General features: G+C 44.7%; 15 protein-coding genes. All 15 read right to left on the bottom strand.

What is annotated here, in order from left to right; translation table 11 throughout:
• Position 1: 1 nt before the first annotated feature.
• Positions 2-529 carry an HslVU peptidase proteolytic subunit gene (hslV, locus tag MHH58_RS04770; protein WP_341345169.1) on the bottom strand — a complete coding sequence of 176 codons (528 nt, stop codon included), beginning with the start codon at positions 527-529 and terminating at the stop codon, positions 2-4.
• Between the two features lie 5 nt (positions 530-534).
• Complete coding sequence (gene xerA, locus MHH58_RS04765) at positions 535-1,413, bottom strand: site-specific tyrosine recombinase/integron integrase (RefSeq protein WP_318272228.1); 879 nt, start codon at positions 1,411-1,413, stop codon at positions 535-537.
• Between the two features lie 226 nt (positions 1,414-1,639).
• A complete protein-coding gene (gene topA / locus MHH58_RS04760; protein ID WP_135095655.1) occupies positions 1,640-3,709 on the bottom strand; it encodes a type I DNA topoisomerase in 2,070 nt (689 codons plus the stop codon).
• 109 nt (positions 3,710-3,818) lie between these two features.
• Positions 3,819-4,607 (bottom strand): DNA-processing protein DprA, encoded by a 789-nt coding sequence (gene dprA / locus MHH58_RS04755; protein ID WP_135095657.1) that lies wholly within the window; start codon positions 4,605-4,607, stop codon positions 3,819-3,821.
• 157 nt (positions 4,608-4,764) lie between these two features.
• Entirely contained in the window at positions 4,765-5,673 is a 909-nt protein-coding gene (gene sucD, locus MHH58_RS04750) for a succinate--CoA ligase subunit alpha (protein ID WP_115885778.1), read from the bottom strand.
• A 17-nt stretch (positions 5,674-5,690) separates the two neighbouring features.
• A complete protein-coding gene (gene sucC, locus MHH58_RS04745) occupies positions 5,691-6,860 on the bottom strand; it encodes an ADP-forming succinate--CoA ligase subunit beta (RefSeq protein WP_115885777.1) in 1,170 nt (389 codons plus the stop codon).
• A 207-nt stretch (positions 6,861-7,067) separates the two neighbouring features.
• Positions 7,068-7,826, bottom strand: a complete 759-nt coding sequence (locus MHH58_RS04740) for a ribonuclease HII (RefSeq protein ID WP_135095659.1) — start codon at positions 7,824-7,826, stop codon at positions 7,068-7,070.
• 4 nt (positions 7,827-7,830) lie between these two features.
• Positions 7,831-8,688, bottom strand: a complete 858-nt coding sequence (ylqF, locus tag MHH58_RS04735; RefSeq protein WP_135095661.1) for a ribosome biogenesis GTPase YlqF — start codon at positions 8,686-8,688, stop codon at positions 7,831-7,833.
• Between the two features lie 656 nt (positions 8,689-9,344).
• The gene (locus tag MHH58_RS04730) at positions 9,345-10,319 is read right to left on the bottom strand and encodes a nuclease-related domain-containing protein (protein WP_341345168.1); all 975 of its coding nucleotides are present in this window, start codon (positions 10,317-10,319) and stop codon (positions 9,345-9,347) included.
• A 144-nt stretch (positions 10,320-10,463) separates the two neighbouring features.
• On the bottom strand, positions 10,464-10,811 hold the full coding sequence (gene rplS, locus MHH58_RS04725) for a 50S ribosomal protein L19 (protein WP_341345167.1): 348 nt from the start codon (positions 10,809-10,811) through the stop codon (positions 10,464-10,466).
• Between the two features lie 141 nt (positions 10,812-10,952).
• Positions 10,953-11,624: a tRNA (guanosine(37)-N1)-methyltransferase TrmD gene (gene trmD, locus MHH58_RS04720; protein WP_115885772.1), complete on the bottom strand. Its 672-nt coding sequence runs from the start codon at positions 11,622-11,624 to the stop codon at positions 10,953-10,955.
• Positions 11,624-12,118, bottom strand: coding sequence for a ribosome maturation factor RimM (rimM, locus tag MHH58_RS04715; RefSeq protein ID WP_341345166.1), 495 nt, complete (start codon positions 12,116-12,118; stop codon positions 11,624-11,626). Before rimM ends, trmD begins: the two co-directional genes overlap by 1 nt.
• Before the next feature lie 49 nt (positions 12,119-12,167).
• Positions 12,168-12,395 (bottom strand): KH domain-containing protein, encoded by a 228-nt coding sequence (locus MHH58_RS04710; RefSeq protein WP_115885770.1) that lies wholly within the window; start codon positions 12,393-12,395, stop codon positions 12,168-12,170.
• A 5-nt stretch (positions 12,396-12,400) separates the two neighbouring features.
• Positions 12,401-12,676: a 30S ribosomal protein S16 gene (rpsP, locus tag MHH58_RS04705; RefSeq protein WP_115885769.1), complete on the bottom strand. Its 276-nt coding sequence runs from the start codon at positions 12,674-12,676 to the stop codon at positions 12,401-12,403.
• A gap of 98 nt (positions 12,677-12,774) precedes the next feature.
• Positions 12,775-14,121, bottom strand: coding sequence for a signal recognition particle protein (gene ffh / locus MHH58_RS04700; protein ID WP_341345165.1), 1,347 nt, complete (start codon positions 14,119-14,121; stop codon positions 12,775-12,777).
• Positions 14,122-14,129 lie beyond the last annotated feature (8 nt).

Raw genomic sequence — 14,129 nt, 5'->3', positions numbered from 1 at the left:
CTTAATCGATTGTTTCTACTATTATATTGTCGTTTGTAAATACGCAAATTTCGCTTGCCAGTTTAAGACTGTCATAAGCAATCGTTTCGGCACTTAAATCAGCACCGTATTTTTTCATGGCGCGTCCTGCTGCGAGGGCATAGTTGCCGCCGGAGCCGATTGCGAGAATGCCGTCATCCGGTTCGATGACTTCACCGGTGCCGGAAACGAGCAGCAAATCATTTTTATCCATTACAATCAGCATGGCTTCCAGCTGCCGGAGCATTTTATCACCCCGCCACTCCTTAGCCAGTTCAACTGCAGCACGCTGCAGATTGCCGTTGTACTCGTGCAGATTTGCTTCAAATTTCTCAAACAGTGTAAAAGCATCTGCCACACTGCCCGCAAAACCTGCTACAACCTGGTCGTTAAAGAGCCGGCGGACTTTTTTAGCTGTATGTTTCATCACAACCTGATTGCCGAGTGTTACCTGGCCGTCGCCTGCAATCGCCATTTTGTCATTATGTCTGATCGCGAATATCGTCGTCATTCATGTCACCTCTTCTTATTACTCGGGTGTGCATTTAAATAAGTCTTTTTAAGCTGTTCTGTCGTCACATGCGTATACCGCTGTGTCGTCGATAAAGACTCGTGGCCGAGCAAATCCTGCACCGCCCGTAAATCTGCTCCGTTGTTCAGTAAATGCGTTGCAAATGTATGCCTGAAAGTATGCGGGTGAATGTCTAAATGAAGTGCGCTCCGCTTGACCGTCATATCGATAATATGCCGGAGTCCGCGGACTGTGAGCGGTCCCCCTCTATGGTTTACCCACATTGCATCATTCTTAAGTATATCTTCGCTGTATATTTCCGCATAGTTTCGAAGCGCCGCCGCTGCGCGGTCATGAAACGGGACGACCCGCCATTTGCGTCCTTTGCCGAGTACCCGGACAATCTGCACAGTGAAATCAATATCCTGCAGCCGGAGGCCGATCATTTCGCCCGCCCGCATACCTGTCGCATAGAGCAGCTCCAGTATTGCGAGATCCCGTTCGTACATTTTATGATTCTCATCCAGGCTGCCAAACAGCGCTTCGATTTCGTTCGGATACATGAAATCCGGAAGTACAGCTTCCTTCTTCGGAAAAGGCAGTGCCGTAAACGGATTTATATCGACGCATTCCCTGTCAGCCAAATAATTATAGTAGCTTCGGAGCGTCGATATTTTCCTCGATACCGTTGATTTTTTTAAATTGCGTTCATACAGCATTGCCAGATAGTTTCTTGCATCCATATATTTAAACGATGGAACCGATAAACTTTCTCTCTTTAAAAAAGTTATGAACTCATGAATATCATGATCATAACTTTTTATAGAATGATCTGAAAAATTACGCTGATACTTGAGCATACGCAGGAAATCATTAACGTAAATTTCAACCACCTCATTCTTTGTCTGAATTTTATCATAATTTAAATTATTTATCCAAGCAATACAATAGTCACCTGTCCATAAATAAACAACATTAGCTATTTTAAACCATTTTTAAAGAAATTGCACTTAATTGTACAAATATTTATAATTCTGTCGAAATGGAAGACAATAAAGGCGCTTACATTAGCGCCAACAGCAAAAAACCGCCCACGCGGGCGGTTCACTCTTAGCTTGCGTCTTCTGTGTAATCGCAGTTCGTACATTTAACCTGCGCTTTTTTGCCTTTCTTCGTTTCGACCAGATAGTGTTCGCATTTCGGGCAGTCGCGTCCGATAGGACGGTCCCATGAGACGAAGTCACATTCAGGGTAGCGTTCGCAGCCGTAGAAGATTCTGTTTCTCTTCGATTTGCGTTCGACAACTTCCCCTTCTTTACAAGTCGGGCATTTAACGCCGATTTCCTTAACGATTGCTTTGGTGTTGCGGCAGTCAGGGAAATTCGAGCATGCCATGAATTTGCCGTAGCGACCCATTTTATAAACCATCGGAGATCCGCATTTCTCACAGTCTTCTCCGACCGGTTCATCTTTAATTTCAATTTTTTCCATCTCTTCTTCCGCGCGTTCCACCTGCGGACTGAATCCTTTGTAGAACTCATCGATCACTTCGCGCCATTCTTTATCGCCTTCAGCGACCGAGTCGAGACTTTCCTCCATATTGCGTGTAAACGCAATATCGATAATGTCCGGGAAATATTCCACGACCTGCTCGTTTACAATTTCACCGATTTCTGTCGGGATAAAACGCTTCTGGTCCATGCGGACATAGTTGCGTTTTTGAATCGTATCGATTGTCGGTGCGTATGTTGACGGACGTCCGATTCCCGATTCTTCAAGCGTTTTAACGAGACGCGCTTCGGTAAATCTCGGCGGCGGCTGCGTAAAGTGCTGGGCCGGCTCAATTTTTTCAGATGTCACTGTCTCGCCTTCGTTCATTTCGGGAAGTTTGCTGTTTAAATCATCTTCTTCGTCATCCGAACCTTCAATATAAATTTGCATAAACCCTTTAAATTTAATCGTCTGGCCCGTGCTTCTAAAGAGCACGCCGTTGTTACTTAAATCAATTTTAACAGTATCCAGTATTGCCGGTGCCATCTGGCTCGCTATAAAGCGATCCCAGATCAGTTTATACAGACGGTGCTGGTCGCGGCTTAAGTACTGTTTCATATTATCCGGTGTGCGGTTTGCCGATGTCGGGCGTACTGCTTCGTGTGCATCCTGGGCTGCCGCTTTGTTCGATGATTTCTGTGTTCCGGTAAATTCTTTGCCGTAGGCTGATTCAATTAAATCGTAAGCTTCATCTTTGGCAGTATTCGAAATACGCGTCGAGTCCGTTCTCATATAAGTAATCAGACCGACCGTACCTTCTTTTTTAATATCGATACCTTCATAGAGCTGCTGGGCAAGCATCATCGTTTTACGCGCTTTAAAATTCAGTTTGCGCGCCGCTTCCTGCTGGAGAGAAGATGTTGTAAACGGCTGTGCCGGATAGCGTTTCTTCTCTTTTTTCTCTACGGAATCGATGTGGAAGTCGTTGCCTTTCAGCTGATTTAATACTTTATCGACATCGTCTTTAGTTTTTAGTTTGGTCTTCTGCTTGTCTTTCTCAAGCTTATTGAATTTACCTGTAAATTTCGAACGCCCTGTTTTAAATGTTCCTTCGATAGACCAGTATTCTTCCGGAACGAATTTACGGATTTCATTTTCACGGTCGATAATCAGCTTCAGTGCCACTGACTGCACACGTCCCGCCGATAGTCCTTTTTTCACTTTCTTCCATAATACAGGCGAAATATTGTAACCTACCAGACGGTCGAGTATGCGACGGGCCTGCTGGGCATCTACCAGCTGCATATCGATTTCTGCTGGTGTTTTAAAACTTTCCTTCACCGCGTCCTTTGTAATTTCATTGAAAACTACGCGGTAATAATCATTGTCCGGTCCGAGCGCATGGCTTAAATGCCAGGCAATTGCTTCCCCTTCCCTATCGGGGTCACTTGCGAGAAATACTTTTTTCGCTTTTTTTGCTTCTTTTTTCAATTCTTTCAATAACGGGCCTTTACCCCGTATCGTAATATATTTAGGTTCGTAATTATTTTCTGTATCAATTCCAGTCTGACTGCGCGGAAGATCTCTCACGTGTCCCATGGAAGCAATTACTTTATATCGTTTACCGAGGTACTTTTCAATCGTCTTTGCTTTCGCAGGTGATTCTACGATAACTAAATTGTCTGCCACTCTGCTGCCTCCTAATTTACTTTTAATCTATACAAGTCCAAATGATACACAGTTAAATTTTACTTTGTCAATAAAAATCGATTTATTATAATATTCAGCGTTCCGGAATTCAGACGAAATCACTCTGTATATCCTCTGCTTCCGTGACGATAGTTGCACCTTCTTTCAGGCGCAAGTTGGTGCCTTTAGACAGCGCTGAAGTAATGCTTCCCGGCAGGCAGTAAGCGTTCCGGTTCTCATCGAGCGCCATTTCGAGCGTAATAAGACTGCCGCTTTTTTCTTCCGCTTCAGTCACCAGCACACCGCGGGCGCACCCGGCAATAATTCTGTTTCTGGCCACAAACTGCCATTTTTGAATTGGAGTATCCGGCGGATATTCGCTGATGGTCAGATGGTTTTTCTCCATTTCAGTGCGGATGCCCGCCGTCGTTTTCGGATAATGCGTATTATGACCGAAGGCGAGCACACCGATTGTCTTTATGTTATGTGAAAGTGCTGTCCGGTGGGCCGCTTCATCTGCCCCGTAGGCAAGTCCTGATATAATAGCAATGTTTTTTAAAGACGGCAAGAGGAGCTCGAGAGATTTTCTGGTATAGGCGGTCGCCTTTCTGCTCCCGACGACCCCGAGCATCTCTTCCTTTAAAAGAGCAGCATTCCCCCGGTAATATAATATGTAGGGAAAATCATAAATTTCTTTCAGCAATGCCGGATAAAGCCCGTGCTCATGCGTAAGATAGCCGATGTTATCCCTGTCGAGACGAGCTATAATTTTCTTTCTGTCGAGCGACCCTGCATAGTTAATTTTCTTTTTTAATTCAGGCGAAATCCAGCTCTTATTTAAGAGTGTCAAATATTCTTTAGCAGTGACCCCTGCAAAACTCAGCAATAGTAAATCCATAAACATCCCCCTGTTATTCCGATACTTATATTATAGATGTTTCTCAGGAATTTCAGATATCATTTTGCCGACAAAACCTTCCAGAAAAAGACAAAAAAAGACGATAATCCATGCGGATTACCGTCTGATTCACTCACTTAGCTGAGTTATATTTCATTTATTTTACAGTCAGGCATTTTTCGTAAAGCCCGTCTTCTTTTTTGATGCGCTCGATAAGCGTTTCACCAATTTCAGAAGGTGTTGCAGCTGTTTCAATTCCGCATTCGTTCATAATACGGATTTTTTCATCAGCTGTCCCTTTACCGCCTGAAATAATCGCACCGGCATGGCCCATGCGTTTCCCTGGAGGTGCAGTCTGTCCGCCGATGAAGCCGACAACAGGTTTAGTCATGTTATCGCGAACCCACTCTGCCGCTTCTTCTTCAGCAGTACCGCCGATTTCCCCAATCATTACTACAGCGTAAGTTTCAGGATCTTCGTTGAATTCTTTTAATACATCGATAAAGTTCGTTCCGTTAACAGGGTCTCCGCCGATACCGACAGCAGATGTCTGGCCGACACCTTCCTGTGTTAACTGGTGAACTGCTTCATAAGTTAACGTCCCTGAGCGTGATACAACACCGACGTGTCCTTTTTTGTGGATATAGCCGGGCATAATACCGATCTTAGTTTCATCGGCAGTAATAACACCCGGACAGTTCGGTCCGATAAGACGCGTGTTTTTATCTTCTAAATAACGTACAACTTTAACCATGTCGAGTACCGGGATGTGCTCGGTAATACAAATTACGAGGTCAAGCTCAGCATCTGCAGCTTCCATGATTGAGTCCGCTGCGAATGGAGCCGGCACGTAAACTACCGATACAGTTGCGCCAGTTTCTTTTTTAGCTTCTTCTACAGTGTTGAATACAGGAACGCCTTCAACATCTTGTCCGCCTTTACCAGGTGTCACACCAGCAACAATCTGAGTACCGTACTCAAGCATCTGCTTCGTGTGGAATAGTGCTGTTGAACCGGTAATACCCTGTACAATTACTTTAGTATTTTTATCTACAAATACAGCCACAATATATTCCTCCGTTATTATTTATTTTCGTTTACAGCAGCGATGATCTTCTGAGCACCTTCAGCCATTGTGCCTGCCGGTGTGATTGCAAGACCTGAATCTGCAAGAATTTGTTTACCTTCTTTAACGTTTGTACCTTCCAAACGCACTACAAGAGGTATTTCAAGACCGACATTATTGACAGCCTCAACGACACCTTCAGCGATAACGTCACACTTCATAATGCCGCCGAAAATGTTTACAAAGATTCCTTCTACTGCTTTATCGCTTAAAATAAGTTTGAACGCTTCAGTAACTTTCTCAGCAGTCGCGCCGCCCCCTACGTCGAGGAAGTTGGCAGGTTTTCCGCCGAAGTGGTTAATCGTATCCATCGTTGCCATAGCAAGTCCGGCACCGTTAACCATACAGCCGATGTTACCTTCTAAGGCGATGTATGCTAAATCGTGTTTTGAAGCTTCGATTTCTTTTTCATCTTCTTCATCGAAGTCGCGTAATTCAACGATATCTTTGTTTCTGTATAAAGCGTTCGCATCGAAGTTAACTTTCGCGTCAAGCGCAATAACTTCGCCGTCGCCTGTCGTAACAAGCGGGTTGATTTCCATAATTGCTGCATCTTTTTCGATAAACACATCGTATAAAGAAAGCATTAATTTAGCTGCTTTGTTTACTGATGCTGTTGGAATATTAATATTGAAAGCAAGTCTCTTAGCCTGGAAAGGCAGAAGACCTACTGCAGGGTCAATCACTTCTTTAAAAATCTTTTCAGGAGTTGCTTCTGCCACTTCTTCGATTTCAGTTCCGCCTTCTTCAGAACCCATTAATGTTACGCGGTTCGTCGCGCGGTCAATTACGAAACCTAAGTAGTATTCGCTGTCGATATCGCAGCCTTCTTCAATCAGAAGACGTTTGATTTCAGTCCCGTCCGGACCGTTCTGATGAGTAACTAAGACTTTGCCTAACAGTTCTTCGGCATATTCTTTAACCTCATCGACAGATTTTGCTATCTTAACGCCGCCTGCTTTACCACGGCCACCTGCGTGGATTTGAGCTTTGACAACGTAGACATCTGAATCAAGTGTTTTTGCAACTTCAACTGCTTCTTCTGGTGTAAGAGCAACGTCACCTTTAGGTACGTTTACACCCATTGAGCGAAAAATTTCTTTTCCTTGATACTCATGGATATTCATGATTTTCCTCCTAAGACTTTTTAATAAAGCTTACATACTCAATTATAGGAAACCCATCGTTGAATGTAAACGTGTAACTGGTAACTAATGAAACAAATTATTGTTATTTTAAGAAAGTTTGAAAAATAAATCACAAGTTGCAGAAAATATGATTCGAAACCGTAAGAATATACTTTTTTGCTATTAAAAGTTTGTGAATTTTCATACTTAAATTTGTCCGCTGGTCATACTTTTTACCGGTTCAAAAGTTTTTCTGTGGATAGGTGTTGCCCCGTATTTATGCAAAGCTTCAAGATGCGCTTTTGTGCCGTAGCCCTTATGCTTCAAAAAGCCGTAATCCGGATATTCATCCTCGTATTCTGCCATCATTAAGTCACGAGTTGTCTTTGCGATTATCGAAGCGGCTGCAATTGAATTGGAGACCGCATCACCTTTTATAAGCGAGGTCTGCGGAATATTATTGCCGAGCGTCATCGCATCGATCAGTAAATGATCAGGCGTCCGCGGAAGATTATCAATCGCGCGCTGCATGGCAATTTTCGTCGCCTCATAAATATTGTGCTTATCGATTTCCGCCGCTGTCGCAATGCCGATACCGTACTCAGCGTGCTCCATAATTTCTTCGCGCAGAGCAAGCCTCTTTGACTCAGGTACTTTTTTAGAGTCATCGAGGCCGATTATTTTATAATCATCCGGCAGAATCACAGCCGCAGCTACCACGTCGCCCGCAAGCGGTCCGCGCCCTGCTTCATCGACACCCGCGAGACTGGCAGCGGGATGCTCGTTTTCATGGCGCATCATCGTGTCGTAATGCTCCAGGAGCGCCCTTTCTTTTTGGAGGAGGCGCGCCCTTCTGTTAAGCGCGCTCTGTACACCTTTTCGTTCGTCTTCGTGAAAAGGCGAGGCAGTTAAATCTGCCAGGGTTTTTATCTTGTCAATTTCGAGTTTAATATCGCTTATCTTCATATAATCATTCCGCACTCTCTGCGAGGTCGAAGGTAAAACGCCCGATTTTAGCATCGCGTGTATCGTAGATAACTCTTTCTGTCACGCGCTCGTAGTCGATTTCATTGCCGCTCATTTTAAAGCCGCGCGACTGGCCGATTGCATCAAAAATTTCCACGATTTCGGTGTTTTCATCGATGTTAATATTGTAAAACTGTTTGAGCGCATCAAGGTGATGCTCCTGCATGAATTTAAGGGCAAAGATCGCAATGTCGTCGAGGTTCACGACGTTATCCTTAATTGCACCCGTCAGCGACAGTTTCTGTCCGATTGACTCGTCTTCGAATTTCGGCCAAAGCACACCCGGAGTGTCGAGCAGTTCCATCTTAGTTCCCGCCTTAATCCACTGCTGCGCTTTCGTCACGCCCGGCGTGTTGCCGGTTTTCGCCACTTTTCGTTTTGCTATATTATTAATAATCGTGGATTTGCCAACGTTCGGAATTCCGACAATCATTGCTCTGATCGCACGCGGATTAATGCCTTTACGCTCCATGCGTTCAAAGATTTCTTTCGTCGCTTCAACGACTGTGTTTTCAATTTTCTTCAACACGTTCGGCTCCTTACCGTTCAGCGCTATAGGATAAACTCCTTCAGCCTTCAGGCGGTTAATCCAGCGATCCGTTTCCTTGTTATTCGCCATATCTTTCTTATTCAGTACAACCACTCTCGGCTTATCACCGATGACGTGATCGAGCATCGGATTTTTGGAAGCATAGGGAATGCGCGCGTCCAGTATTTCTATAACGACGTCCACCTTCTTCAAACTCTCTTCAATCTGGCGGCGCGCCTTCGCCATATGCCCCGGGAACCAGTTAATTGACATCTTCGGTTGCCCCTTTCTGTATTGTTATTTTTAAAATTTGATTTTCTTGTGTTTTGTTTATTCCTCTTGTATTTTATCATGATTTTGGGCGGGATGTGAGGAGGATTGGGTTTTGTCAGACACTGTCAAAGCCACGGTGTCCGACAAATCCTGTTATCGGACACTATCAAAGCCACGGTGTCCGACAAATCCCGTTATCGGACACTGTCAAATCTACGGTGTCCGACAAATACTGTTATCGGACACTGTCAAAACTGCGGTGTCCGACAAATACTGTTATCGGACACTGTCAAAACTGCGGTGTCCGACAAATACTGTTATCGGACATTGTCAAATCTACGGTGTCCGACAAATCCTGTTATCGGACACTGTCAAAACCGCGGTGTCCGACAAATCCCGTTATCGGACATTGTCAAATCCACGGTGTCCGACAAATCCCGTTATCGGACATTGTCAAATCCACGGTGTCTGACAAATCCCGTTATCGGACACTGTCAAAACTGCGGTGTACGACAAATCCCGTTATCGGACACTGTCAAATCTACGGTGTCCGACAAATCCCGTTATCGGACACTGTCAAAGCCACGGTGTCCGACAAATCCCGTTATCGGACACTGTCAAAGCCACGGTGTCCGACAAATCCAATAAATATCTTATCAGTTAAGATAATCTTTATATTTACGGGTATTCTGCTCTTTTTTCATCGCTTCAGTAAAATCATAGTACTTAAATATATAATTACTTGATTTATATCTGCCTGCAGCATCACAGTACTTATTCAAAATTCTCTGGAGGGTGCGCACGTTAACAGCTCCCCCCGTAAACCCCATCATCCTCCGGCTGGTCATCTCCAAATCTCCAAATAAATATTTAAAATCGCTGATAGCTCTCACTAGATGAGTTTCGTTACTTTCCCGGGAGCCGCAGCTGAGGCATAGATGATGAAAACTTTGTTTTTCCAGCTTAAAGCTCCCGCACCCGCCGCAGTATAGTCCGTGCCTGACCATATCGAATTCGACGCGGAGTTTAAAATAAGGATTTGGCACGATGTGACGCTCAATCACATCTGCAAGTTCTGAAGCAGAAGCACCGCTGTATTCATTTTCAAAGCTTCGGAAATAACTACGCATGGCATAGCGCAGCACAAAGTGCTGAAAGAGAGCTTCCTCCCCTCCGGAAACCCTGAATTCTTCATGAGGAAAAACCAGTTTTCCGGACACTTCAAAATCAAAAGATACGGCTCGTTTCAACCTCACAAGCTTTCCAACAGCGCGCCTGAGCTGACTCAGCGCGTCGTCCGGGAGAGCGTAATCCCCTCTGTACCAGGTTGTCCCTTCCACCCGGTAATCGCCTGAAAAATTTTTAATTTCGTTAACGGTAATACCGGACTCACTAACGATTAAAGTGTCGTACTGGGTGACAGATCCTTCAATCTGTAAATATAAATCACGGAAAACATATAAATTACTGTGCCCCGCCTCGTCAAACAGTAAATCATAGGCGCGCTCGCCGGCAGCGCCGCGCCGAAGTCTCCATAAATGTTCCTCAGATTTTTTATCGAGTCCTCGCCGCCTTGACAAAGCCTGATAGTACAGCAGTTCTTCCGGATCCTTCCGTTCAGTCAAAAACATTTGCACCGCCTCCACAAAGTAAATTTGCTACTTCATTTATACAACGGCCCGGCAGCATAATACAACATTTATTAACTTTAGTTAACATTAAAATTAATCAAAAAAATACCCAGACCAAAACTGGTCCGGGTATGATAAAGTGCCTTATCGGATTTCTCTGATGCGGGCAGCTTTACCGCGCAGGTTGCGCAGGTAGTAAAGTTTAGCACGGCGTACGCGTCCACGGCGGACAACGTCGATTTTTTCGATTTTAGGCGTGTGTACAGGGAATGTACGTTCAACACCAACACCGTAAGAAATTTTACGTACAGTGAAAGTTTCTGAAATTCCGCCTCCACGGCGTTTAATTACAACACCTTCGAAAAGCTGGATTCTTTCGCGGTCTCCCTCTACGATACGAACGTGAACTTTAACTGTGTCTCCTGCTTTGAATTCAGGAAGATCAGTTTTTAACTGGTCTTTAACGATAGAATTTAATAATTCCTGTGACATGATATATCTTCTCCTTCTTCCAATTATCTTGCCCGAGTTGCTTTGGCAGCGGATGATTGTGATATTTACGTGTATTTACACTCGTATAATATTACCATACAAATTGTGGCCATTCAATAAATTTTAAAATAAAACTGAACTTTATCCGTCCAAGAGATCCGGACGGCGTTCTTTTGTGCGTTTCAGACTTTCTTCGTGCCGCCATTCTTCAATCAGCTTGTGATTTCCGGACAAGAGCACATCCGGCACTTTCATGCCGCGGTATTCTCTCGGGCGGGTGTAATGCGGATGTTCAAGCATACCCGTCGAGAATGAATCTTCCTGATGGCTTGCTTCATTGCTCAGCACATCCGGAATCAGACGGACAATTGCATCAGTCATTGTCATCGATGCGAGCTCGCCGCCTGTTAAAACATAATCACCGATGGATACTTCATCGGTAACGAGCGAACGGATCCGCTCATCATAACCTTCATAGTGGCCGTTGATAAAGACAATGTTGTCTTCTTCAGCCAGCTCTTCAGCGAGTTTCTGGTCAAACGGCCTGCCCTGCGGGCACATTAAAATAACGCGCTTGTTATCGCCGATATCCAGACTGTCCATAGCGTTGAAGACAGGTTCCGGTTTTAAAACCATGCCTGCTCCGCCGCCATATGGATAATCATCGACTTTGTTATGTTTATCGTTTGAAAAATCACGGAAGTTAACCATATGATAATCGACGATGCCTTTGTCTTTGGCGCGTTTTAAAATAGATGCTCCGAGGACACCTTCGTACATGTCCGGAAACAATGTTAAATAATATATATTCATTAATCCAACAATCCTTCGAGTGGTGTAATTTCAACAAGCCCGCGGTCGAGATCGACCGTTTTAACGACCTGTTCGATATACGGAATTAAATATTCGCGCTCGCCTTCTATAACCCAGACGTCGTTTGCGCCGGTGAACATCACTTCAGAAATTTTACCGAGCTCGGTATTATCATCGAGATTAATAACCGTCAGGCCGACGATGTCACGAACGTGATACTCGTTCTCTTCAAGCTTGAGATCTTCTTCGTTTTCTTCGATAAAAACATCTTTGCCTTTTAAGTCGAGAATGTCGTTCATGTTCGACACCCCTTCAAACTTCAGCAGATGGAAGTTCTTATGCGTGCGGTAGCTTGCAATCGTCAGTACTTTACCGCCGATTTCCACCGTTTTCCCCGCTTGAAAACGTTCATCCAGAAAGTCGGAGTCGCTCAATATTTTAACTTCGCCGCGCACACCGTGGAAATTTACCAGTTTACCAATTTTAATTCGCAAGATGAACACCTCTTATAAAGAATAAAAAGACACACTGTTAAAGTGTGTCTTAATGCAAATCAACAAACACTTTCTTTGACGCGTCTCTGTCAGCGTTTGAAACAACGATGCGGAGCGCTTTAATAAAACGGCCGCCGCGGCCGATTATTCGCCCGACATCTGATTCGTGCACGCTTATTTTATACGAAACTTTATGCGGCGTCTCGTCACGATTAATAACGAGTTCTTCCGGATAATCCAGCATCGGTTCAAGAATTGTTTGAAGTAATTTGTCCATCGGAATTATTTCCCGAATTTAGCATTGTGGAACTGTTCCATGATGCCTTTGTCACTGAAGATGTTACGTACAGTGTCGCTTGGTTTAGCACCATTCTGCAACCACTCTAACGCTTTTTCGCTGTCTAGGACAACGTTATCTTCAGATTTAGAAACCGGGTTATATGAACCGATTTGTTCGATGATTCTACCATCTCTCGGGCTGCGTGCATCTGCAACTACGATACGGTAGTAAGGATTTCTTTTAGAACCCATACGAGTTAATCTAATTTTTACTGCCATGTGTGAAAACTCCTCTCTCTACTTCTTTTCGACTTACTTATCATAACAAACAAAAATACACATGTAAAGAGTTTTTTCTTTACATGTGTATTTTACTTTTAAAATGGCAGACCCATGCCGCCGAACGGGTTTCGGCCTTTCTTTTTGCCGCTCGTCATCTGTTTCATCATTTTCTTCATGTCGTTAAACTGTTTTAAGAGACGGTTGATTTCCTGCAGTGAACGACCGGAACCTTTAGCAATACGCTTTTTGCGGCTGGCGTTCAGTTTTTCAGGATTCTCGCGCTCATCGAGCGTCATCGAACGGATAATCGCCTGGACATGATCGATTTCCTTGCCTGAGAACTGCATTTTATCGAGTCCTTTAATTTTGTTTGCACCCGGCATCATTTTTAAGAGATCGTCCAGCGGTCCTAAGGTTTTCACCTGGTCCATCTGGCTCAAAAAGTCATCGAGTGTAAAACTCGAGTCCTTCAGTTTTTTCTCAAGCGCCTTCTGCTCATCTTCATTAACGTTGTCCTGTGCTTTTTCAATAATGGACAATACATCGCCCATGCCGAGTATGCGGGAGGCCATGCGTTCCGGGTGGAAGGCTTCGAGCCCGTCCATCTTCTCGGACACCCCGACAAACTTAATCGGTTTCTCAGTAACGGAGCGGATAGACAGTGCTGCTCCGCCCCGCGTATCGCCGTCGAGCTTCGTCAGCGTCACGCCCGTAATATCGAGCAGCTCGTTAAAACTTTCTGCGACGTTTACCGCGTCCTGTCCCGTCATCGCATCGACGACGAGCATAATTTCATCCGGCTTCGACAGTTCTTTAACATTTTTCAGCTCATTCATCAGTGCTTCATCGATGTGCAGACGGCCTGCCGTATCGATAATCACCGTATCGAGATGTTCTTCTTTCGCGTGCTGCAGCGCTTTTTCTGTAATTTCCTCCGGCTTGACCTGATCGCCGAGAGCGAAGACAGGAATATCGATTTGTTTTCCGACCGTCTCCAGCTGATCAATCGCTGCCGGACGGTAAATATCCCCCGCTACTAAGAGCGGGCGCTTATTGTGTTTTTTACGCAGGTGCAAAGCAAGCTTCCCTGCTGTTGTCGTTTTACCCGCACCCTGCAGGCCGACCATCATAATAACTGTCGGCGGTTTCTGCGCGAGATTAATTTTCTGATTTTCTCCGCCCATGAGCGATGTTAACTCTTCCTGAACGATTTTAATGACCTGCTGGCCGGGTGTTAAGCTCTGCATAACAGCCGAGCCGAGCGCGCGTTCTTTAACATCGTTCACGAACTGCTTCACGACTTTAAAGTTAACGTCCGCTTCAAGCAGTGCGAGGCGCACTTCGCGCATCATTAATTTAACGTCGGACTCCGTTACTTTACCTTTCCCTTTAATGCGGTCCATCGTGGACTGCAGACGTTCTCCAAGACCTTCAAAAGCCATAGTGCCGT

It is taken from the genome of Jeotgalicoccus sp. FSL K6-3177 (genome assembly GCF_038050175.1).
Lineage (GTDB): Bacteria > Bacillota > Bacilli > Staphylococcales > Salinicoccaceae > Jeotgalicoccus > Jeotgalicoccus nanhaiensis.
The sequence above is the reverse complement of the archived record's forward strand: the minus strand, read 5'-3'. Positions and strand labels throughout refer to the sequence as shown.